Here is a 24372-nt window from a genome sequence, read left to right on the forward strand (position 1 = left end):
AGATATAAATGTATGGGGAGTTATAAAATTCTGACTGTGCTAAAAATTGTTATAGACATCTGTTTGATTTGTCATTTATGATATGATACGCTAGTACATGCAATCTTAATTTTGTTCCTAGTTTTAGGAAAATCCTTAAAGACCCTTTTCGTTGGAGGGAAAAGAATGTCATTTAGTTCTGAATACGATCAAATTAAAAAACAGTTTGAAAAGGATCCTCCGAAAATTATTGGGGGATATAAGCGACAAGGCTGGGCTCAGAAAACTTTAGATAAAACAGCAAATGATGATATTGAGCAAGAGCCGAAAGGGTTTGTAACGGCAAAGGCAATTCTCGAAGCTAATGATGGCAGCTATTATCCAGCTTTTTTACTGATTGACACGAAGAAAAGTGGAAAAATCAAGGACGCTTTCTTTCTTTCTGAAGTAGAGGATCAATTTCATCTCATTCCTTTAGAGCTCGCTCTAGAGTTTATTAATAAAGATGCAAGCGATTTAATGCCTTTCCGATATAAAACACTTGTAAAAATTAAAGGAGACCAATTTCAAAAAAATTGGCCGGATTTTTCCTAAACCTTCTTGGTATCAAGAAGGTTTTCCTGTTTTTGTCGGGGTTTAAGGGTAGGATATTTAAACACTTTCCAACAGCCCGCTTATCCTGTCGAATAAACATGATTACCCCCGACTATATCCCCATCTCAACCCGTGCAGTCTCATAACAATTTCCAACTGATCCTCGCACATTTAATCTCTTAAGCTTGTCTCTTCAACACTTTTACCCTGTCAAGCAATATTCATGAAAAAAATTGTCAATTATATTACCTANNCTCTTATCCTAGTAAAATAGTCTTTTTTGTAACATGATTGTAATATAACGACTATTATTTAATAGAATTGAAACGTAAAAATGACAGAAAATAATGTAAAATCATATTAGTAAACGATAAGATATGACAATTTTCTTGAATTCAGGGGGCCAACATGAAAAAATTAGCGAAAGTCATCATCACAGCCTCATTGCTATTTCCTACCTTTTTCGGGGTTAGTCAAGCAAGTGCAGCAGAACAAAATACAAATACTAATATAATTGAATATAGTAAAAAATTCATAGGAATACCTTATGTTTATGGCGGAGATTCTACAAGCGGTTTTGATTGCTCAGGATTTTTATCCTATGTGTACAGCCACTTTGGTGTAGATCTGCCAAGAATCTCAACTGATCAATATCATGCAGGTACTGCTGTGGATAAAGAAGACCTCGTTCCTGGGGATGCTGTTTTCTTTATAACAGTTGGATCTCGTGTCTCACATTCAGGCATCTATATTGGTGATAACCAGTTTATTCATGCAGATTCAACAAATGGTATCAAAATTAGTAATTTAAATACAGAAAAGTATTGGAAGAATCGTTACGCAGGTGCTAAAAGATTCGTAGACCTTGAGTCTCCGCCAGCTCCACCGGCAGATGGAAAGTTCATGGGTCTTGATCTAAAGGAAAACCAAATCGGTGTCGTTGAAATTAAGAAGCCGATTAATCTTTGGAAGCGCGATAAGAATAATGAACTGGAAATGGTTCGCGTGCTTCAGCCAGGGGATAAGTTCCGCGTCTATACATATGATTCAAACCACGGCGGGCAGTACGGCCTAGGTGGAACCTTTATTACAGATATGAAAACACATATTGAATACCACGCACTAGATGCTAGTAAATAATAATGAGAGGTCTGAAGCTATGCTGCTTCAGACCTCTTTTTAACGTTAGTGATTATGTGTACGGTTTTCGGTAAGAAAACTTGCGCGCATATGACGGTTTTTAGAGTTAACAGATCGAAAGAAAAAAGCGCCACTGACATGGCGCTTTAAAAATAGGCGGATATTATCATCCTTTATGATTGCTTCACATCCACTTTTGCTGATTGTGGAACATACGCTTTCCATTTAGACAAATCCAAGTTCTCCTTTGTGATAGAGGACTCTGGGAAAACAAATGTCCATGGCTTGCATGTTTGACTCTTAACTTCTAAATTATCTAGCTGGAAGCCTGCTTGCGCTACCACTTCCTGAGACGCATCCTCAAATGCAAGAGGGATGTTTTCAATGAAAATACTGCGGTTGCTGGCATTGCGAATAAGTAATGTAACGGCCAGCCCTTTTCCTTCAACCATATTAGCCTCTAGCCCCATGAAATTAACTTCTCCATCCCGAAGCGGCGGAAGGTTTTTATTAATCTCTTCAAGCTTTGATTTTTGCTCATCGCTTAATGTTTCTTTCCAGCTATCCTCTAAATCAAGAGCGAGCTCGTTTACTTGCTTTTTCTTTAATTCAAATACGAGCTTCCAGCCTTTTTTCGGAATTTCCTCTACTAATTTATTGTCATTCTCGAATAGGAATCTCCATGGTCTGCTTGTGTTTGGAGGGAGTTCCCCAAATAGGTCCATTTCAAAGCCTTTTCTCGCTAGTGGTTCATTATTTTCATTAACGAGTACGAGGTCAATCACTTCAAAAGAAATTGCTTGTGGCAGTGAGCTGCTTAAGAAAGCCGTTACCACAAAGCCATCATCATATTCATATAGATTGATTCCGCTTACTGATAGCTGGTTCGGCTGAAGGCGTGAAAGCTTTTGATGATTATATTGAAATACATATTTCTCTTGAACGGTTAAATCCCAATCAGGGTGGTAGGATAGCTTCGTTTTAATACCTTCTGCCGTTTTATTTTCTTTTCCCATTAAAAAGCCACCTTTAAAATAGTATTTTGTATAAAAATGAATGGTGCGGTGGCCCCAATGGAGGTCACCGCTAGTATGGCTGTATTTACTCAGCTAAAAAATGGTGAATATACAATTTTGCCTGCTTAGCAATTTGGGCATCCAATTCCGCTAAGAAGTACAAGAATTCATCGTACGCTTCACGAGCATATAATCGGTAAGGATCTTCCTGTCCATAGCCGCGAACGCCGATATCTTCTCTCATATGGAACAGCATTTCCATATGGACAATCCATGAGTGATCTAAAGTCTGCAAGTACATATTCTTGATTTGAACTTGGAAATCTTCGTTAGCCTCAAGCTTATCTAATAACTCTAGCTGATTTTTAATTAGCTCGTCTACTTTGCCTTGGATGACTTGCTTTTCGGCTCCTTTTAATTCGGAAGCTGGGAAAGGAGGAGTTCCGAAAACAAGTGTTAGCTCTTCATAAAGACTTTCAGTTGGCCAATCCTCCTCTATTACATGTTCTGGACAATATTTTTCAAGGAGTTTTTGTACATGATTATTTAGCGATTCCTTCAGCAGTTCATTAAAATTAGAAATCGTAAGTAAATCATTGCGCTTCTTATAAATGATTTTTCTTTGTTCGTCAACAATGTCATCGAGCTTCAATAAATGGTTTCTAGATGAGAAATGCGCACCTTCAACCGTTTCCTGCACCTTCTTAACGAATTTAACAGGGTTTGGTGACTGGACAAGACCAGTTTCATCGAACTTCATTTTTTTCTTCCATCTGTCCATTTCCTCTTTATCATAGCTATGGAAAATATCATCTTCTATAGAAATAATAAATTGAGTGGAGCCGGGATCACCTTGACGGCCTGCACGTCCTCTTAGCTGCATATCAATCCGTGCACTTTCATGAAGTTCAGTTCCGATAATTTGAAGACCGCCTAATTCCCGTACCCCTTCTCCAAGAAGAATATCGGTTCCGCGTCCAGCCATATTCGTGGAAAGCATCACTTTATTTTTTTGCCCAGCTTGAGAAATAATAAGGGCTTCGTCTTCTTCGGTTTTGGCATTCAAAATCTTATGCTTAATATCTGCTTTCTTTAAATAAGAAGATAAACGCTCAGATTGTTCAATCGATGATGTTCCAATTAAGACTGGGCGTCCCAGTTTATTATGCTTGCTAACTTCTTCAACAATCTTCTTCACTTTCGATTCGTAATCATTATAGACTAATGGTTCTTCATCTTGGCGAGCATTCGGTTTATTCGTTGGAATCGCGACAACCCTTAAATTATACGTTTCCCAGAACTCTTGCTTCGCAGGAATCGCACTGCCCGTCATGCCAGAGAGGGTCGTGTACATTCTAAAGTAATTTTGAACGGTAATCGAAGCTTGTGTTTGATTTTCTTCCTTAATCGTTACGCCTTCTTTTGCTTCAATTGCCTGATGAAGTCCATCGCTGAATGTACGGCCTTCCATAATTCTGCCTGTATATTGATCAACAAGCATCACTTCATCTTTTTTAACAATGTAGTCTACGTCCTTGCGCATGACCACATGGGCTCTTAATGACTGCATAATGTTATGAAGCAGTTCGCGGTGCTCAGCATCATAAAGGTTCTCTATTCCGAAAGCCTCCTCGAATACATTCGCTCCATTATCAGCCAATACGATTTGCTTCGTTTCAGGGTAAAATTCATAGTGATTGCTATCTTCAAAGTCTCTGACAATTTCAGAAGTAATTTGAAAGAGTTCGGTAGCAATATCAGATTTACTAGCAATAATTAATGGCGTTCTAGCCTCATCTATTAAAATACTATCGATTTCATCGACAATTGCATAATGTAATGGTCGCTGCACTTGATCTTCAAGACGTGTGACCATGTTGTCCCGTAAATAATCAAATCCGAACTCCGTGCCTGTTCCGTATGTAATGTCTGCATTATAGGCATCTTTCTTCTCGGATTCTGATATTTGGGAAATGTTTAAACCAACTGTTAGTCCAAGGAATTTAAAAACTTTTCCCATTTGCTCAAAGTCACGATTTGCTAAATATTCATTGGCGGTGATCACATGAACGCCTTTTCCTTCAAGTGCTTTTAAGTAACTTGGAAGTGTTGCGACAAGTGTTTTTCCTTCACCTGTTGCCATTTGAGCAATGCCGCCATCTAAGAGGACAAGTCCCCCGAGTAATTGCACATCATAATGACGAAGGTTGAGAACGCGTTTGGATGCTTCACGGACAATTGCAAAGGCTTCTTCTTTTAAATTGAATATCGAAACGCCTGACGCAATTTTCTCTTTAAAGTATTGCGTAGCTTCTTTAAGTTCTTCATCACTGAGTTTTGAGACATTCGCCTCTAATTCATTAATGTTTGCAACATGTTTATATAGACGTTTTAGTTCGGCAGAATCTTCATTAAATACTCGCTTCATTAAAGATAGCATGTTGTTCTCTCCTAAAACTTTTTTTCTAGCTAAATTATAACATATAATGTAGTATAATATAATTTGGTCGAAAAACGGCAGTTAAATTTTTACAGATTCTATTATTCTCTATTATTTGAAACCTTTTTCGAGAATAGTCGTCAATTTTAGAGGATAATGCCATTTTAGGGCGAAATGTTATAAAGACTTTTTTATGAAAAAGGTGATAATATAGTAAAGTTATCAAATGTTGCTATTCTGTAATATTTGTAAAAATGAAATTAATTGAATTCTTTTGTATATATGTTAGGATTAATCTGAATTGGTATAGAATAAAACTTGCTTTTTCGAGGGATAATACTTGCCTCTAGCAGGATTACTACGAATACAAGGTGATACTATTGGAGATAAAATTTATCGCTGCCTTTCTAGCGGCTATAGTTACATCCTTACTGATAACGCCCCTTGTCATAAAATTAGCCATTAAGATTGGCGCTATAGACAAACCGAACAAAAGGAAAGTGCATTCAAAAATTATGCCTAGACTTGGCGGTTTGGCCATATTTGGAGGGGTAGTTGCAGGCTATTTTGTCGGTGGGCTATACAATGAAAAAATTACCGGAATTACAGTTGGTGCCATTATTATTGTGATTACCGGCATTCTTGATGATAAATATGAATTATCAGCAAAGTATAAGCTTCTTGGCCAGCTTCTTGCTGCTGGTGCTGTTGTGGGAAGCGGCTTAACTATTGATCATTTAACGATCCCGTTTTTCGGAACGTATGATCTTGGATTATGGACCTATCCAATTACAGTTTTTTGGATTGTGGCCATCACGAATGCGATTAATTTAATTGATGGACTTGATGGTCTTTCTGCCGGAATTTCAGCCATTGTAATTGGTACAATTGCTTTTATGGCTGGAATTGCAGGGAAACCGATGATCTTAATGCTATCGCTTATCTTACTAGGCAGTACGTTAGGCTTCTTGTTCCATAATTTTCATCCGGCAAAGATCTTCATGGGAGATACGGGAGCCTTATTTTTGGGCTATTCGATTTCCGTCCTTTCTTTGCTTGGACTATACAAAAGTGTAACGTTATTTAGCTTTATTGTTCCAATCATCATATTAGGTGTTCCTGTTTTCGATACAACTTATGCAATCATTAGAAGGATTGTCAATAAAAAGCCGATTTCTGCGCCAGACAAATCACATTTGCACCATCGTCTGCTTGCATTAGGGCTATCTCATAGAAAAACCGTATTATGTATTTACGGTTTCGGAATTGTTTTCAGCGTAAGTGCCATACTATTCTCAACAGCAACACTTTGGGTTAGTATTTTCCTCATCTTCGGCCTGCTGCTAATTTTTGAACTGCTGGCTGAAGCGATTGGTTTAGTCCATGAAAAGTATCAGCCTGTTATTAAAATGTATCGTAAGGTTACTGGACGACAATAGGATAGGCCGTTTGTGGACGCCCGCAAACGGCTTTTTTTGAAAAGAAAAATCGAAAAGTGTCAAAAAACAGTAACGAAATTTGTCTGCATATCGTCTATTATGTGATAATATAATTTAGTATTTCATCTAGAAAGCTGGAGGAAATGAGTATGAACATTCCAATGTTAGATTTAAGTGAACAGTATCAAGAATTAAAAGAAGAAATGTTAACAGCCTTAGACCAGGTTATGAGTTCTTCCCGATTTATTTTGGGTGATAACGTTAAAAAGCTCGAGGCTGATGTAGCTGAATTTAGTAATGTTAGTCATGGGATTGGCTGTGCAAATGGCAGTGATGCGATACATATTGCTCTTCAGGCTGCAGGTATCAAGTCTGGTGATGAAGTCATCACTACTCCATTCACATTCTTTGCTACAGGCGGATCTATTGTTCGTGCAGGTGCGACACCTGTATATGTAGATATTGACCCGGTTACATTTAATATCGATCCTGCGAAGGTAGAGCAAGCTATTACAGACAAGACAAAAGCGATTATTCCAGTTCATTTATATGGACAAATGGCAGATATGGAAGAGCTTCGCAAAATTGCGGACAAGCATAATCTGGCCATTATCGAAGATGCTGCCCAAGCGATTGGCGCAAAACAAAATGGAAAGACGGTCGGTGAATTAGGAACTGCTGCTACATACAGCTTCTTCCCGACAAAAAATCTTGGTGCTTACGGTGATGCTGGAATGATCGTGACAAGTGACGATCAAGTAGCTGAGAATTGCCGTGTCATCCGCGTGCACGGAAGCAAACCGAAATATTACCATCATGTATTAGGCTATAATAGCCGTCTAGATGAGCTTCAAGCGGCTGTCCTAAATGTGAAGTTTCCTCATTTAAATAAATGGAGCGAGCTTAGAAGAGAAAAAGCGGCTGTCTATACACAGCTACTTAATGATCAATTAGGTGATCTTGTAAAAACTCCAGTCGTAAAAGAAGGAAATTACCATGTTTTCCATCAGTATACGATCCGTGTAGAAAAACGTGATGAGCTTCAAGCGTTTTTAAAAGAACAAGGCGTACAAACGATGATTTACTACCCGCTTCCGCTTCATGTTCAGCCTGTATTTAAAGATTTAGGTTACCAAGAAGGAGATCTGCCTGAATCCGAAAAGGCTGCAAAAGAAGCGTTATCACTTCCAATGTTCCCAGAACTAAAACAGGAGCAGCAGGAATATGTTGTAGCTAAAATCAAGGAGTTTTACAACAAATAAAAAACCGAATGAAACGTCGCCGAAAAGGGGGCGTTTCTTTACTTGCCAGTAAGGCTGGCTAATTCCCGGCTTTCTTCTAACTCATAGAGATCGGTTGGAACATTTTTAGCTGGGAATCAAAGAATATTGATAAATTTTAAAAGGAATGGTGGTCCTGTTGGCAGAACAGAAAAGGTTTGTATTATATGAATACCTCGTATTCTTTTGGAAAAAGAAGGTTTTCTTTTTAATTATTCCTCTGATTTTTACCTTATTAGGATTCGGTGGCTCATATTTAATTCCTAAAGAGGGAAAATATGTAGGGAGTGCAACGGTTTTTACTGGATCTATAAAATTAAAGGCGTTAACGAATCCGGTCAGTATTGAGGCTGATTTTGGCAAGGATGTCCATGGTGTCATTGATACTTATGTATCAAGTGAAAGCTATATAAAAATTAAAATTTACGATGATAACAAAGAACGCCTTGAGCAGGATCTTCAAAAGATGACGGCGGGTGTTGAAAAGGCGCTTGTGGAAAACTTTGACCTAAGATATAAAGCGACAGAAGAGGGAATAAAACTTAATGAAAAAAAGTTTGCTGCACTTGAAGGTGTATTAGAATCAAGCAGCGCGAAATTAGAAAGCAATAACCTGACAATTGATGAAACGTCAAATATTACTAGTTTACTTGAATACACAGAATTTGAAGCATCTGCAACTGCAGCTTCAATACAAAAAATGGGCACTGATTTAACCTTTTTCGAGCCGCCTTCCATTGTTAGTCAAGACGTGAAGACAATGGACACCTATAAATTGGAGTTTTCATTAGCAGGTCTAATTTTGGGGGTTTTTGCAACTTTTCTAATCCTTATGCTTTGGAACTATATTAACGAGGCCCGGAGGTATTACAAACATGATTAATTTTGCCATCGTAGGAATGGGGCATATAGCAAACAAACATATTGAGGCAATTGAAAAAGCAGAGAATGCAAATTTATTTGCTATTTGCGATACGAATCCAGCACGTTTGGAAATGGACAATCCGAATGTGAAAAAGTATACCGATCTTCAAAAAATGCTAGAAGAAAACCCGGAAATTCATGTAGTCAATATTTGTGTCCCATCCGGCCTGCATGCTAGATTGACGAAAATTGTGGCAGAAAACGGAAGGCATATTATTGTAGAAAAGCCGATGTCATTAAAGCTTCAGGATGCTGAAGATATGATTCAATACGCGAATGACCACGGTGTGAAGTTAGCTGTCGTTCATCCAAACCGTTTCAGACCAGCGATTCAGAAGTTAAGAGAGCAAATGGATGCAGGTGCTTTCGGGAAACTAAGCCATGCAAATGCAACAGTTCGATGGAATCGTAATCAAGCTTATTATGATCAGGCTGAATGGAGAGGAACGAAGGAGTTTGATGGCGGTGTTCTAATGAATCAGGCCATTCATGATCTTGATCTAATGCTTTGGCTAATGGGTCCTGTTGAATCTGTACAGGCTATGGCAGCAACCCGTCTGCGAAAAATTGAGACAGAGGACGTTGCGGCGGCTGTTGTCCAATTTAAAAATGGCGCACTAGGCGTCATTGAAGCAGCGACAACCATTTATCCGAAAAACTTGGAAGAGTCCCTTGCGATTTTCGGCGAAACTGCATCTGTGAAAATTAGCGGTCGAAATGCTAATTTCATTGAAACATGGGACATTGAGGGAGTATCTGAAGAGGATGCGGACAAAATAAAAAATGAAATTAAAGCAGATCCATTTGGGAAGCCAGGGCATCAATGCATCATCGAAGATATGGTGCTTGCTGTGCAAGAAAATCGTAATCCAATTGTAACTGGCGAAGACGGTCTTGCTCCTGTAAAATTAATACTGGCCATTTTAGAATCAGCCGAAACAGGGAAAAAAGTCGTTCTATAAGTGAAACTTCATTAAGTGGCAGCCTTGCTGCCCGTAATCTGCTCTAAAAGGAGAAATAAAGATGGACGTATATACATCATTATTAAATAAAATTGAAAAGAAAGAAGCTGTCATTGGAGTAGTCGGACTAGGTTATGTTGGTCTGCCGCTAGCAGTTGAAAAAGCAAAAGCCGGCTATAAAGTAATCGGTTTTGATGTGCAGGCAGCGCGTGTTGAGCAAGTAAATATGGGAATTAACTATATTGGAGACGTTGTGGATCAAGATTTAGCGGATATGATCAAGAACGGTCATTTGGAAGCTACTACTGATTACGCTCGAATTCAAGAGGTTGATGCTGTAGCTATTTGCGTGCCAACACCACTTGATATTTATCAGCAGCCGGATACTTCTTATGTGAAAAGCTCATCTAAAGAGATTGCGAAATATGCACATGAAGGCATGCTTGTTGTATTAGAGTCCACAACTTACCCAGGAACAACAGAGGAAATTGTAAAGCCAACTCTTGAAGAGAAAGGCTTTAAAGTTGGAGAAACTGTGTTTGTTGCGTATTCACCAGAGCGTGTTGACCCAGGTAACAAGCAATTTAAAACGAAGAATACCCCAAAGGTTGTAGGCGGTATTACCGAAAATTGTACGAAAGTGGCAGCTGCCCTTTATCGAAATGTCCTTGAAGGGGATGTACACGAAGTATCTTCTCCAGCTATTGCTGAAATGGAGAAAATCTTTGAAAACACGTTCCGCCACATTAACATTGCCTTAGCGAATGAAATGGCGATTTTATGTGATAAAATGGGCATCGATGTATGGGAAGTAATTGATGCAGCGAAAACAAAGCCTTACGGATTCATGGCATTCTACCCAGGTCCTGGTTTAGGCGGTCACTGTATCCCAATCGACCCATTCTATTTAACATGGAAAGCGCGCGAATATAATTACCATACAAAATTAATCGAGCTTGCAGGCGAAATTAATAACAGCATGCCAGAATACGTCATTACACGTTCAATGCAAGTTCTAAATGAAGACGGTAAAGCTCTTCGCGGTGCAAAAGTAGCTGTCCTTGGTGTAGCTTACAAAAAGGACATTGACGATGTTCGTGAATCACCAGTTCTTAAAATTGTTGAGCAATTAGAGCACCATGGCGCTGATTATACTGTGGTTGATCCATACGTAAAATCATTCAGATCATGTGATCAGCAAGTTGAAACAGTCGAGCTGTCTAAAGAGCTATTAAACGAGGCAGATCTCGTATTAGTAACGACCGATCACACTGATTTCGATTACAGCATGATTGCTCAAGAGAGCAAAGTCATTTTTGATACGCGTAATGCATTGAAAGGTATTGAAAAGCCAAATAAGTATATTAAATTGTAATAGATATCCGCCACCCTAGCGATATATCCGCGACATTGGCGTAGATATCCGCCACTCTAGCGATATATTCGCGACATTGGCATAGATATCCGCCACTCTAGCGATATATCCGCGACATTAGTGTAGATATCCGCGACTCTAGCGTTATATCCGCAACATTGGCATAGATATCCGCCACTTCAGTGATATATCCGCAACTCATATTATAAAAGGTAAAGGGAGACTTTCGAATATGAATTATATTGATCCTTCCGCTCAAGTAGATCCATCCGTTCAAGTTGGACATTTTTCGGTCATTGAAAAAGATGTGAAAATCGGTAAAGATGTCATCATCGGTAACCGTGTAACGATTCACGAAGGTACAATCATTGGCGACAACACGACAATTGCCGATGGTGCAGTTGTTGGGAAGCCGCCAAAGCCTGCTAAGACTAGTACGGTTAAGCTTTCGGCTTCAATCCCGGCACTGGAAATCGGGGAAGAAGTGACAATTGGGGCGAATTGCGTGATCTATCGCGGCGCCAAAATTGGTTCGAGCACGCTGATTGCGGACCTTGCAAGCGTTAGAGAAAATGTCGAAATCGGTAACCTTGTCATTGTGGGCAGAGGGGTAACCGTAGAGAATTATGTGAAGATTGGCGACCGGACAAAAATTCAATCTAACTCTTATATTACAGCTTACACGACTCTTGAAGAGCAAGTATTCATTGCTCCATGCGTAACAACGACAAATGACAATTTTATGGGCAGAACGGAAGAGCGCTTTGATAAGATCAAGGGCGCCCATGTGAAAAAAGGAGCTCGTGTTGGCGGAGCCTCCATTATCCTGCCTGGAATCACAGTGGCAGAAGAAACATTTGTGGCTGCAGGTGCATTAGTCACGAAGGATACAGAGCCTAAGACATTGATTAAAGGAGTTCCTGCTAAGTTCACCAAAATGGTAGACGAGCGGGAGCTATTATAGGGTGTTCGCCCAAATTAAGCGTTTAGGAGCGGATTCGCTCCTTTACGCATTTATGAACGTTGGTACGAAGCTGATTGCCTTTATCATGCTTCCTATCTATACTTCTTTTCTTGCCCCTGCGGAATATGGGGTAATAGATTATTTGGATCGGATTACCTCGATGCTTACCTTCTTAGTCATCTTTGGCACCGATTCGGCTCTCGCTTTTTATTACTTCGAATCGGAGGATAAAAAGAAGAAGCTTGATTATGTTAGGTCCGTCATGACCTTTAGACTCCTGATTGTTCTTATTATTGCTATCGTCTTTCTTATCGGCGGCCAATGGCTGGCTCAACTGCTTTTAGATGATGCCGCCCTCTATAATTTGCTCTACATTGCCATTGGGGTTATGGCCTTGGATACCGTCATCGCCTTAATCTTAACGGTTCTTCGGTACGACTTTTTTACAAAAAAGGTCGTTATCTTTACGATATTGAAAATGCTCTTAATTGCAGTCTTTTCCTACGGATTTTTAGCTTATGTCAGCCCTACAATCGATGGCATTTTATATGGACGGCTGATCAGTGTAGCCATCGTTGCTGTGCTGTTAATCAAGCCTTTATTGAAATTCATTAAATTTACCTTTAATAAAAAGCTATTAAAGGAAATCTTAATCTATGCGGCACCGCTTGTTCCGGCATCTCTCGCATTCTGGGTGATCGTCAACGCGAATTCACTTCTATTAGAAAAGTTTACTTCTTTTCACGAAGTAGGTATTTACGGGTCAGCGGTAAAGTTTGCTTCTTTAATAACGCTACTTACGAGCGGTGTGCAAATGGCTTGGAGACCTTTTTCAATGTCACTAAAGGACAAAAAGGACAGTCCCGTTTTATTTGCGAAGCTCTACTATGGTATCCTGTTAGTAGGAACCATTGGTGTTTTAATGGTTGCCACACTTATGCCGTGGATTATTCGCATGTTAAGCAGCGAATATCATGAAGCCTATCAGTATGTTGCGATTTTGTCGGCTGTTACCTTCCTGAATTTTTTCTATATGATTATTTCAGTTGGCATTTTCTTTACGAAACAAACGAAAATTATTTCGTACGCGTTTGGAATGGCAGCCGTTGTGAATATTATTTTAAACATAGTATTAATCCCATCGTTTTCGATTTGGGGAAGCGTTGCGGCTTATTTGATTTCCTATATCGTGGCCATTACGTATATTTTCTTTAAAAGCCAAAAGCTATACCATGTGCCTGTTTCATTTGGCAAAATGACTTTTTTATTCATAACCTCTCTATTAGCTGTGATCGCGATTGTCTATATTCAAGAGAGCAGCATCCCTGATCTCAATATCATTTTTGCTTGGCTTGGATTTATCGTTGCCATCCTGTTATCGCGGGTGGACAAAGATTTATTGAAAAAAAGATCAAGGGCAATTTAATGTAAAATAGGTGATCCGTTTGTTCTATGAAGTTAGAATTACCAATAACAGGCTCATAAAAGAAATTTCAGTTCCCTTTGGCCATGCTTATTTTGGCGGCTATGTGATTTATCAGGGAAAATATTATCATCAGGATAATATTCAAGATATCCTAGAGGCAAACTTTTTTGAAAAACATTTACAAGATTTAATTGGGGAGTTTGTTTTTATTCAAGCTGACCAAAATGGAATAACAGCGATTGTCGATCGGAAGCGCAGTATTCCGCTTTTCTACTATAAAGAAGGATCTCGCTGGATTGTGACAGATAAAATTGCTCATCAGCAAGATCGGATGCTCCAGAAGACCGCTGCAAAAGAGTTCATTCTTACAGGGTTTACCGCGAATGAAAAAACGCTTTATGAAGAGGTATATCAAATTGAAGCCGGCTCTTATCTTCAAATCGATGAAGCGGGAACAGTCGATAATCATGAATACTACCAATTTTACCACCATCCTGAAAACAAGGAGCTAGAGCAATTCAGTGAAGAGCTTCAGGCGGTTTTCCATGAGGTATTCAACGATTTAATCAAACGTTTGATTAATAAGGTTCCGATTTTGCCATTGAGCGGCGGATATGATTCGCGGATTATTGCCATTTTGCTGAAGGAATATGGGATTGAACATATTGCTTCCTTCACATATGGAAAAAGGGAAAATAAAGAAGCACAGGTAAGCCGTGATATCGCCAAGCGACTTGGATTAAAGTGGGACTTTATTGAGTACAAAAAGGATGATTGGCATCGCTGGTATCATTCTCAGGAATGGAAGGACTATGTTGATTTTGCTGTGAATGGTTCGTCCATGGCCCATCTTCAGGATTGGCCGGCAGTAAGGGAGATCGTTACGAAACAGGATGCAGATTATGTCTTCATTCCAGGACATTCCGGCGACTTTGTAGCAGGTAGCCACTTAGCCTATGAAATCACGGTGGACCGTGAATTTACGGCTGACGATGTTGTGCAGTTTAACCTTAATAAGCATCACAAGTTATGGGAAATGGGACAAGGGCTTCACTCATCTGCCACAGACGTTATAGCTGAAATGAAAAGGTCGTTTAAAGACCTTCCGTATCAAACAAATGAGCAGGCAAGCGCCCTATTTGAATACTGGGATTGGCGAGAGCGGCAGGCAAAGTTTATTATCAACTCTATTCGCGTGTATGAGTTTTACGAAAAGGGATGGGATATTCCGTTATGGGATGACCGGTTAATGGAGTTTTTCAAAACAGTCCCTGTTGAATATCGCTTCAAGAAGTACTTATATGATTACACATTGAACAAAATGTATCCGGATTATTTCCCTGAGCCTGTAAAGCCAGTTGGGAAGGAGACATCTTTAAAACAGAAATATGGTGTCTTCTATAATACCGCGAAAAAGCTCTATAACAAGAAAAAGCTTTACCAGCAATACTATACAGAGCCTATGGAATGGTATGGAATTTATAAGACTTATCCTGAGTACGTGATGGCTTTGTCTTTCAAACATAATGGATACAAATATTCACAGCCTTATAATATTAATTCATTTTTAGCAAAAGACTATATTCAAAGCTTGAAAGGTGAATTTAAATGAAAATATTAACGATTCTTGGCGCAAGGCCACAATTTATTAAAGCAGCACCGGTATCAAGGGTTTTAAGAAAGCATATGGATGAGAAAATCATTCATACAGGTCAGCACTATGATGCAAATATGTCTGATATTTTCTTCGAAGAGCTTCATATTCCAAAGCCGGATTATCATCTTGGTGTCGGATCTGGTAACCATGGCAAGCAAACAGGTGAAATGCTTGCGAAAATTGAAGAAATCGTATTGAGCGAGAAGCCAGATTATTTAATGGTTTATGGGGATACGAACTCTACGCTAGCGGGCGCACTTGTGGCTGCTAAATTGCACGTTCCTGTTGTTCATATTGAAGCTGGACTAAGAAGCTTTAATAAGAAAATGCCGGAAGAAATTAACCGCATTATGACGGATCATGTTTCAGAATTCCTATTCTGCCCAACAGATACAGCGGTTGAAAATTTAACAAACGAAAATATTACCCGCAATGTGTTTAACATCGGGGATGTGATGTATGATGCTGTTCTGTATAACCGTGAGCTAGCGAAGGAAAAATCAAATATCCTTGAGGAAGCTGGATTAACTTCGAAAAATTATCATTTAATTACGATTCACAGAGCAGAAAACACCGATGATCTGCAAAATATGAAAAATATTTTAGAAGCCTTTTCGAAAATTGAAGAGGTTAAGGTGTGGCCAATTCATCCAAGAACGAAACATAAATTGGCTGACTATGGTTTAAATCTCGAAGATGTTACAAACTTAAAAGTCATTGATCCTGTTGGCTATTTAGATATGTTAACTTTAGAAGCTAATGCGAAGAAAATTGTAACCGATTCTGGCGGCGTTCAGAAGGAAGCCTATTTCATGCAAGTACCTTGTGTGACAATCCGTGAGCAAACGGAATGGGTAGAGACCTTAACAGGGGAAGCCAATATCCTTACAGGCACAGATACTGAAAAAATCTTAGCTGCCGTTCAAAAAGAGGTTCATCCTGAATATAAAAAAGTGTTCGGTGATGGTCAGGCTTCAGAAAAAATTGTTGAACTTCTTAACAAAAAGTAGGTGCTGACGAATGTTGGCTTTCACGATATGGGTGATCGTATTAATTGTTTCCATCAAACTATTTTCTAGCGTGTCTGGGAGCCTTTCCTTTACGAAACCCAATTTAAATTCATTAATCTTTTATTACTCCTTGTTTGTTTCCTGTTATATCGGAAGCCTGCTGATTGCTTTAGACATCGATCATTATTATATGATTAACAAGCTTGATCATGATGTTTATCGCTATATCGGCTTCGGAGCGGTATCCTTTGTCATGATTATGCTGCCGCTTACGATGTTTCTTGTCAGCAAGCTGGCTGGGTTTGATGCAAAAAAGGAATTCAATGACTATTTGAAAAAACCAATTGAAGAAACGTTTAATCAAAAAAATGAATTTTACTTGTTATTTCTAGGCCTCTCGATGATTTGTATGCTGGCCGTTGCCTATACGCTTTTAAAGACGAATCAAGTACCGATCATCTCCCTTTTAAAAGGGAATCTTTCGGAATTAGGGTTACAGCGGATTGAAGCAGCAAGGAACTTTGGTGGGAATGTATTAATAAGAAATATTTTCGCGATTGCTTTGACACCGCTTCTATCGTTAATTGCGTATGTATATGCGGTAAAAACAAGGCATTTGAAATGGATCTTTTTATTCTTCGCCCTTTTTGTAAGTGCAATAGTGATTAGCGTATATGACTTATCGAAATCACCGATTATTTTCTACATCATTATGTTTATATTTGTCAGACTGTATGTTGGCAAACTAGTGTTAAAGTGGCAGAAAATAGTAGGCTACACGATTAGTGGAGCAGCAGTCATTGTTGTTATGTATGTCTTTATCCAAGGTGTAAATGATCTGGACAGTTTTCTTAACTATTCATCCGGACCAATCGGACGAATTATTCTTGCTCAAATTTCGCCTACTTTCTTGCATTTGGATCTTTTTGGCCATTCCATCCCATTTCTTAATGGCAGGAGCCTTCCATCCATTATTATCGAAAGGTTTGATATAGAGCAGGTCCGTTCCGCGAGATTGGTGATGGCCAATGCTTTCCCGAATCGGATTGAAGATGGGACTGGCGGAGTGCTGAATACGTTATTTATTGCTGAAGCTTATGCGAATTTCGGATATTTGGGGATTATCCTAGGCACGATTTACGTAGGAGTTCTCGTTCAGCTTATCTATATCATTTTTATCAGACTGCCAAAAAATCCTGTCTTTTTATGCCTGTTTATTTATTTTTCCATTAATATTCCGCGGACATTAGTAGGTGGATTTACGGATTTTCTATTCAATCCCATTTGGATTTTTATCACTTGCTTATTCGCGGGAATTCTATTGTTTATTAGACTTCGTTTGGATTTGTTCGCTTACTTTTCAAAAAGAGGGTCTGTTAAGTCTTAATGTAAAATTCTGGTTGGGCGAACTTGCTTTAAAGTGTAGTTAAAGGACACGGTTTGGCGTTTATCACCTCTTTATGTCCTTTATAACCAAGTTAAAGGACATGCAATGGCGGTTATCCACATTATGTGTCCTTTAAACCTAAGTTAAAGGACATGCAATGGCGGTTATTCACATTATGTGTCCTTTAAACCCAAGTTAAAGGACACGCAATGGCGGTTATTCTCACTTTGTGTCCTTTAAACCCAGTTAAAGGACCACGCTATGGTGATACCCCCATTTTTCCATGGGGTTTATCTAAAGCACACTTGAAAAGCAGGCGACGAACGATAAGGAGAACATATAATGAAATCAGTTTTGCTTTATTATCCTTTTGAAATAGCTGAAAATGCGAATAGCGGTTCCAAGCTTCGACCTAAGGAAATGTATAAGGCGTTTCAGGAATGGGGAGCGAAGGAGAATGTCGAAATTCTGCTTTTGGCAGGAAATTCTTCTGCGCGGGAAACCCTTTTTGAACAATGGAAGGCAGAAGGGAAGCTTGAAAATGTTTGGTTTTGCTATATGGAAAATCAAACGATTCCTTTTTGGCTGACAGATAAAGGGCATATTCCGAAAAAGCCGTTTATTGATAAAAAGGTGATGAGTTATTTAAAGCAGCGTCAAGTCCCTGTTGGCGTTTTCTATCGTGATGTATATTGGAAGTTTGATGAGCTTTATCCGTTAAAAGGTGTTAAAAAGCCGGTTATGCAAACCATTTATCGTATGGAGGAAAGGTTTTACAATAAGTATTGCCAAGTTATTTTCTTGCCTAGCGATGCGATGGGGAAGTATGTTGACATTCAAAGAGAGAAAATATCCCTACCGCCAGGCGGCAAAAAAGTGGACGTAGTGAAGAAGGAAAAGGATACTCAGTTCGCGCAAGGTCTTTATGTCGGCGGTATTAATAATGAAGATTACGGATTATTTTTGCTGCTTGATGCACTAGAAATTGCGAACAAGCAGGAAAAAGTGTCCGAATTGACGATTGTTTGCCGTGAGGATGAATACAAACAATTGCCCGAAGAGAAAAAGGCTCGCCTGCAAGAGATGGATGTAACCATTCAGCATGTAAGCGGCGAAGCATTAAATGATCTTTATCGTGAAATGGATTTTGCCTTTATTCCTAGATATCGGAGCACGTACAATGATTTCGCTGTTCCTGTTAAGCTTGTTGAGTATCTCTCTAATGAACTGCCAGTGATCGCCACATATTGTCAGGCGCAAAGAGAGATAATAGAGTCAGATGGGTACGGAATTATTTGCGAGGATAAGCCCGAGGATATGGCAAGAGCCATTAAAGAGATGGCCCTTAAGGCTACAGGATATCGGGAAAACATTCAAAACACCTTTTTGCAAAAGCATTCATGGACTGCTAGGGTGGAAAAAATTAAGAATGCCTTAGTAAAAGAGTAGTTTCGAGGCGCTGAAGCGCATTTACAGGAGGATTTATGAAAGTATTAATTTTGGCTCCAAGCAGGTCGATACACACGCATAAGTGGGCCTTATTTTATAAAAATAACGGGATAGAGGTTAAGGTTGTTACCTTTGCGGACCATTATTCTGAGGAAAATGCGAAGGAAATTGATACGATTACACTTCCCAAGCTTTTACCGGGGAAGCTATCTTATTTTTCAAGCGTTTTTGCCCTTAAGAAGGTGTTAAAACAATTTAAACCCGATATTTTCCATGCCCATTACGCCTCAAGCTATGGCTTTGTCGGAGCGCTTGCGAATTATAAGCCTTTTTATTTGTCTGTATGGGGAAGAGATGTTTTTCAGTTTCCGCAGCAGGGCAGTTTAAATCGGAAAATGGTTGAATATACTTTGTCGAAAACGGATGTGATTGGTTCTACAAGTCATATCATGGCTAAAGAAACGAATAAGTATACAAACAAAAACATTTTTGTTACGCCATTTGGAGTAGATATGGCGAAGTTTAAGCCTCTGCCAGGCTTAAAATCTGAGGACCATATTACGATTGGAACGGTTAAGGCACTCGAAGATAAATATGGAATTGCGGATTTAATTCATGCCTTTGCAGACATCTATAAGAGTAAAAACAATGCAAGGCTGCTTATTGTAGGGGATGGCCGTCAGAGGGATGAATATATCCAATTAACCCGCGATTTGAAAATCGATGAGGTCACTACTTTTACTGGACGGGTTCCAAATGACAAGGTTCCGGAATATATCAATAAAATGGATGTATTTGCCGTCCCTTCAACAGAGGATAGTGAGAGCTTCGGTGTCGCCGCGGTTGAATCGATGGCGTGCGGAGTGCCGGTAGTCGTTTCCAATGTTGGCGGATTGCCTGAAGTCGTTGTTGAAGGCAAGACTGGATACGTTGTACCGAAGGAAAATCCGAAAGAGTTAGCAAAAGCCATCCTTTCTTTAGTTGAAAATAAAGAAAAGAGCAGAGAAATGGGGCTAGCAGGAATAGAGCATGTGAAAGCTCATTATAATTGGGTAGATAATGCCAATGGAATGCTAGACCTATATGAAAAAACCTTGAAAGAGGGGATGAAATCATGATTAAAAAGGCGGTAATTCCTGCTGCAGGGTTGGGGACTAGATTTTTGCCGGCAACAAAAGCACAGCCGAAGGAAATGCTTCCAATCGTTGATAAACCAACGATTCAATATATTATTGAAGAAGCCGTTGAGTCAGGGATTGAGGATATTATTATCGTAACGGGAAGAAGCAAAAGGGCGATTGAGGACCATTTTGATAAATCCGTAGAGCTAGAAATGCTGCTTGAAAGAACAGGCAAGCACGATATGCTCGAAGTTGTTGAGAATATCTCTAATCTCGTTGATATTCATTATGTTCGCCAAAAAGAGCCGCTTGGTCTAGGACATGCTGTGTTATGTGCGAAGAAGTTTATCGGAAACGAGCCTTTTGCGGTATTGCTAGGTGATGATATCGTTGATAGTGAAGTTCCGGCTCTTAAACAAATGATTAATCAGTATAATCAAGTTCAATCCAGTATATTGGGCTGTAATGAGGTACCGCTTTCTGAGGTTAATAAGTATGGAATCGTAAATTACTCAGAAAAATCGGGGGACCTTTATAAGGTAGAAAGTTTGGTTGAGAAGCCAGCGATTGAAGAGGCTCCATCCACACAAGCGATTGTTGGGCGCTATATTTTATCGCCAGCCATTTTTGAATTGCTTGAAGAGGTTGCCCCGGATAAAAAGGGTGAAATCCAGCTTACAGATGCGATTGATCGTTTATTAGGAAAAGAATCGATTTATTCCTATATTCTTCAAGGAAAGCGATACGATGTTGGGGATAAATTTGGTTTCTTACAGGCATCAATTGATTATGCTTTAAAGCGTCCAGATCTTAAAGATAAGCTGGAAGCGTATATTAAACAGTTAAATGTGAACTAATTGGAGATGGGAAAATGAGAGTGATTTATTTATGTCAACATTTTCCCCCTGAAACAGGTGCTCCGCAAATTCGTGTGTATGAAGTAAGTAAAGAGCTAATTAGCAGAGGACATCAGGTGGAAGTGATTACCGCATTTCCTCATCACCCTCACGGAATTATCCCGGAGGAATATCGAGGAAAGTTTTATATGTTTGAAGAGTGGGATGGGATCCCTGTTCATCGTTCTTGGATTTACCCATCTCCAAAGGGAAGTTTTTGGAAGCGGCTTGCTTCTTATTTTTCCTTCACCTTTAGTGCCTTTTATTCCATTATGAAATCCAAGCCAACCGATGTGATCATCTGTAATTCCCCGCCGTTATTTCTTGGGATTACGGGTTACCTCGGTGCGAAAATGAAGCGGGCTAAGTTTGTCTTCAACATTGCGGATATTTGGCCGGAATCAGCGGTGGAGCTTGGCATTTTGAAAAACAAAAGCTTTATCCGGATGGCGGAGATCCTTGAAAGATTCTTGTATAGGAAGTCGTGGAAAATTGCGACAGCTACTGATGGCATTAAGGATTATATGGTTCGAAAGGGCAAGAGTGAAGCAGATGTATTTCTTCTTCCAAATGGAGTAAATACAGATACCTTTTTGCCCCTTCCAAAAGATCATGAACTGCTAGAGAAAATCGGCATTCAGGGAAAAAAGGTATTTATGTACGCAGGAGCTTTGGGTTATGCTCAAGGATTAGATTCCGTATTGGGGGCAGCTCTTATATTAAAGGACAAGCTTCCAGATGTACATTTTCTCTTCGTTGGAGACGGTCAGGAGCGAGAAAAACTGTTGAAAATGAAAGAGGATTTTCAGCTAGATAATGTGACGTTCTACGGTTCTGTTCCTGTCTCGGAAATGCCAAGGATGTTCTCGATTTGTGATTATAGTATAGTTTCGTTGAGAAACATTGAACTGTTTAAAGGAGCAAGGCCATCGAAAATTTTCCCTGCTATTTCTTCAGGGAAACCCGTTTTATACTGCGGGGATGGAGAAAGTGCTGCCATTTTGGATGAATACCATTGTGGTAAGATTGCTCCGCCGGAAAACCCAGAGGGAAATGCGGCTGCCATTGAGGAGCTAATGAAAGTATCTGATGATGAGTATCAAGCCATGAGTGAAAATGGACGCAAGCTTGCGATTGAGCAGTATTCATGGAAGAGCATTGTCGATGATATTCTGGATAATATTGATATAAAGCGAAAAGAAAAAGCCAATTCCTGATTGTGGAATTGGCTTTTTAGCTTATTATCTAGATACCGTTGTCCCCTGGAAGTAATGAGTAAGGATTTGCTCGGCAGTCCAGCCTCTTTCCGCAAAGCCTTTTGCACCGTATTGACTCATGCCGACTCGGTGGCCCCAGCCTTTCCCGTTTAGGGTAACAGTTGTAATGTTTCCTGTTCCTTCGTTCGATACGACGCCGCTCGCCGTTTGAATGGAAACTTTTGAATCCGTCAGAGTGACTTCGCCATTTGCTGTTTGCACTTTTTGCCCTTTCAAATCTCCAATAGCGGTCGTTCCGCTAGAAGTCTGTACAGAAAGATTTTGCGAAGCAGAGCCATTAAGCTGAATGTCGAACCAGTTGGATTGCAATTTATTATACAGCTGTACGTTGTTCAGCGGAAAATAGTTTCGAATAATTGATTCATTTCCCGTTACGGTTTTATCCCCTGCAGAGGTTTTTATTGTAATGCCTCTTACTTCTCCGTTAGCACCTGTTTTTGATAAGGCAATGTCATAGATTTGTGCTGATAGATCTGTGAATCCAAAAGATTTTAGCAGAGTTTCAGCAGGAAATGTTTCAGTCCAGTTGCTGAACGGAGATGATTCATATGGATCATCTACTGAAACTAGATATGGGAAGTGCTCTTGCTTAGAGTTCCAAACATCACCAACATTTGCTGTTCGGCCGCCGCTGGTGGAAAAGAAAAATGTTTGGATCGGCTTGCCATTATATTTAACTAGCATGCCCTCTGTTTCTTTAATAGCCGCATTCGTTCTTGCATCTTCACCAGAATATCCTCGATATACTTGGCTAGCCGCGGTGCTTGTCAGCATCAAGGTGTTGGCAGCATAGCTTCTTGCTGATATCGCTTGAGCCTTTAGTGCTTCCTTATGAAAGGAGGCAGGCATTTCACTCGGGACAACACCCTTTAAATAATCTTCCATATCAAGAATGTTAATTATTTCGACCTTGTTTCCATTTGGTTTAAAAAAGAAGCTGCCTCTATATGTAGTGCCATTGCTAACTCTTACAAGTGATGTGCTTGTGCTGATTTTTTCCTGTAAATTAAAGCCTGTTACAGAGTTAAGGCTAGTCCCATTAAAAGTGACATTTACATTTGAACCTTCCTTTTTAACGGTAAGAACCGTCCCTTGTGGAATTTCTGTAATTTCAGCTGTATCTTTGTTGCTTAATTGATAACTGCCATTTGCGGTCAGCGTAACACTAGTTGCCAGATGTACAGATACATTTACTTCTTTCGGATAATTTACTAGTTCAGATGCTTTTGAGTCTGTTGGAAGATAGACTAGGAGCAATAGTAAACTAGCAATGATAGAAATGAATTTCTTCAACTTATTTCACCTCGCTAAGAGATCCGGATACCCATCCTTTTACTCCAGCAGAAGTTTCAGCATTGTACCAAACTTCTCCTTTTGCGTTAGTAAATGTTGAAATATATTTCAAAGTTGTTCCTTTTTTCAGCGTTTCGATGACGGCATAGCTAGTCGTAGCACCTTTACGCAGATGAACATCTCCAAATGTAACGACCTGTGTCGGACCGCTCGTGCTCGGTTTGGTTACAGAAACCTCATTCGAAAATACCCATCCCTTTACAGTAGCTGAAAGTTCAACACGATACCAAAGGCCTGTTGAGGAAGTAAATTGATCAATGACCTTCAAGGATGTTCCTTGTGTTTTTGTAGCGATGACTTTATAGCTTTTCGTTGCGCCGGAATGAATATTAACCGATGCATTGGCTACATAAACAGTCGATGGAAGTTCTCCGTTTGCCGGTGGCTGAGTCGTAGTTGGTGGTGGCGTTACAGGATTAGAACCTAGTTGAGAAATCTGAGCTTTCAAACTATTAATCTCTTGCTGTTGTGAATTAATCTTATTCTCAAGCTCAGTCATTTTTGTCTTCATTGGATTTAATTGAGAGGTTACCCAATCCACACTGGCTAATACAACATTGCTAGAAGCGTTCATCGCCTGTGGAGTTGCCAATACAGCGCCTGCTCCAATGCTAAGTGTCAATGCTCCAGCAACAATTAATTTTTTAGACCGGTTCATTTATTTTTTGCCCCCTATGTATTTT

General features: G+C 39.6%; 20 protein-coding genes. 16 read left to right on the forward strand and 4 right to left on the reverse strand.

Annotation, left to right across the window (positions count from 1 at the left end; genetic code table 11):
• The first annotated feature begins 165 nt into the window (after positions 1-165).
• A complete protein-coding gene (locus V7164_RS01400) occupies positions 166-573 on the forward strand; it encodes a hypothetical protein (RefSeq protein ID WP_335344500.1) in 408 nt (135 codons plus the stop codon).
• Positions 574-981: 408 nt separating this feature from the next.
• Positions 982-1713, forward strand: a complete 732-nt coding sequence (locus V7164_RS01405; RefSeq protein ID WP_335344501.1) for a C40 family peptidase — start codon at positions 982-984, stop codon at positions 1711-1713.
• Between the two features lie 173 nt (positions 1714-1886).
• Here V7164_RS01405 and V7164_RS01410 read toward each other — a convergent pair whose 3' ends face one another.
• Together V7164_RS01410 and secA2 are read right to left on the reverse strand one after the other, a co-directional pair.
• Complete coding sequence (locus V7164_RS01410) at positions 1887-2729, reverse strand: accessory Sec system S-layer assembly protein (RefSeq protein ID WP_335353274.1); 843 nt, start codon at positions 2727-2729, stop codon at positions 1887-1889.
• 85 nt (positions 2730-2814) lie between these two features.
• On the reverse strand, positions 2815-5169 hold the full coding sequence (secA2, locus tag V7164_RS01415; RefSeq protein ID WP_335353275.1) for an accessory Sec system translocase SecA2: 2355 nt from the start codon (positions 5167-5169) through the stop codon (positions 2815-2817).
• Positions 5170-5549: 380 nt separating this feature from the next.
• Between secA2 and V7164_RS01420 the strand changes: the two genes are divergently transcribed.
• The 14 genes from V7164_RS01420 (at position 5550) to V7164_RS01485 (ending at position 22276) form a co-directional block, all read left to right on the forward strand.
• Entirely contained in the window at positions 5550-6608 is a 1059-nt protein-coding gene (locus V7164_RS01420; protein WP_335353276.1) for a glycosyltransferase family 4 protein, read from the forward strand.
• Between the two features lie 149 nt (positions 6609-6757).
• Positions 6758-7870 (forward strand): DegT/DnrJ/EryC1/StrS family aminotransferase, encoded by a 1113-nt coding sequence (locus V7164_RS01425; RefSeq protein ID WP_335353277.1) that lies wholly within the window; start codon positions 6758-6760, stop codon positions 7868-7870.
• A 157-nt stretch (positions 7871-8027) separates the two neighbouring features.
• The gene (locus tag V7164_RS01430) at positions 8028-8771 is read left to right on the forward strand and encodes a hypothetical protein (RefSeq protein WP_335353278.1); all 744 of its coding nucleotides are present in this window, start codon (positions 8028-8030) and stop codon (positions 8769-8771) included.
• Positions 8764-9774 (forward strand): Gfo/Idh/MocA family protein, encoded by a 1011-nt coding sequence (locus tag V7164_RS01435; RefSeq protein ID WP_335344507.1) that lies wholly within the window; start codon positions 8764-8766, stop codon positions 9772-9774. The genes V7164_RS01430 and V7164_RS01435 overlap by 8 nt, the downstream gene beginning before the upstream one ends.
• 61 nt (positions 9775-9835) lie before the next feature.
• Positions 9836-11149, forward strand: a complete 1314-nt coding sequence (locus V7164_RS01440; protein WP_335353279.1) for a nucleotide sugar dehydrogenase — start codon at positions 9836-9838, stop codon at positions 11147-11149.
• A 232-nt stretch (positions 11150-11381) separates the two neighbouring features.
• Positions 11382-12113: an acyltransferase gene (locus tag V7164_RS01445; protein WP_335353280.1), complete on the forward strand. Its 732-nt coding sequence runs from the start codon at positions 11382-11384 to the stop codon at positions 12111-12113.
• Between the two features lies 1 nt (position 12114).
• Positions 12115-13539, forward strand: a complete 1425-nt coding sequence (locus V7164_RS01450) for a lipopolysaccharide biosynthesis protein (RefSeq protein WP_335353281.1) — start codon at positions 12115-12117, stop codon at positions 13537-13539.
• A gap of 19 nt (positions 13540-13558) precedes the next feature.
• Entirely contained in the window at positions 13559-15151 is a 1593-nt protein-coding gene (locus V7164_RS01455) for an asparagine synthase C-terminal domain-containing protein (RefSeq protein WP_335353282.1), read from the forward strand.
• Positions 15148-16206 (forward strand): non-hydrolyzing UDP-N-acetylglucosamine 2-epimerase, encoded by a 1059-nt coding sequence (wecB, locus tag V7164_RS01460; RefSeq protein ID WP_335353283.1) that lies wholly within the window; start codon positions 15148-15150, stop codon positions 16204-16206. The genes V7164_RS01455 and wecB overlap by 4 nt, the downstream gene beginning before the upstream one ends.
• Positions 16207-16216: 10 nt before the next feature.
• The gene (locus V7164_RS01465; protein ID WP_335353284.1) at positions 16217-17593 is read left to right on the forward strand and encodes an O-antigen polymerase; all 1377 of its coding nucleotides are present in this window, start codon (positions 16217-16219) and stop codon (positions 17591-17593) included.
• 342 nt (positions 17594-17935) lie between these two features.
• Positions 17936-19042, forward strand: coding sequence for a glycosyltransferase (locus V7164_RS01470; RefSeq protein ID WP_335353285.1), 1107 nt, complete (start codon positions 17936-17938; stop codon positions 19040-19042).
• Between the two features lie 35 nt (positions 19043-19077).
• Positions 19078-20160 (forward strand): glycosyltransferase, encoded by a 1083-nt coding sequence (locus V7164_RS01475; protein WP_335353286.1) that lies wholly within the window; start codon positions 19078-19080, stop codon positions 20158-20160.
• The gene (gene galU / locus V7164_RS01480) at positions 20157-21020 is read left to right on the forward strand and encodes a UTP--glucose-1-phosphate uridylyltransferase GalU (protein WP_335353287.1); all 864 of its coding nucleotides are present in this window, start codon (positions 20157-20159) and stop codon (positions 21018-21020) included. The genes V7164_RS01475 and galU overlap by 4 nt, the downstream gene beginning before the upstream one ends.
• 14 nt (positions 21021-21034) lie before the next feature.
• On the forward strand, positions 21035-22276 hold the full coding sequence (locus tag V7164_RS01485; RefSeq protein ID WP_335353288.1) for a glycosyltransferase family 4 protein: 1242 nt from the start codon (positions 21035-21037) through the stop codon (positions 22274-22276).
• 24 nt (positions 22277-22300) lie between these two features.
• On the opposite strand, the gene V7164_RS01490 is transcribed toward V7164_RS01485, so the two are convergent.
• Positions 22301-23629: a SpoIID/LytB domain-containing protein gene (locus tag V7164_RS01490; protein ID WP_335353289.1), complete on the reverse strand. Its 1329-nt coding sequence runs from the start codon at positions 23627-23629 to the stop codon at positions 22301-22303.
• A gap of 1 nt (position 23630) precedes the next feature.
• A complete protein-coding gene (locus tag V7164_RS01495; protein WP_335344519.1) occupies positions 23631-24347 on the reverse strand; it encodes an SH3 domain-containing protein in 717 nt (238 codons plus the stop codon).
• Positions 24348-24372: the final 25 nt, after the last annotated feature.

It is taken from the genome of Bacillus sp. JJ1474 (assembly GCF_036965225.1).
Lineage (GTDB): Bacteria > Bacillota > Bacilli > Bacillales > Cytobacillaceae > Cytobacillus.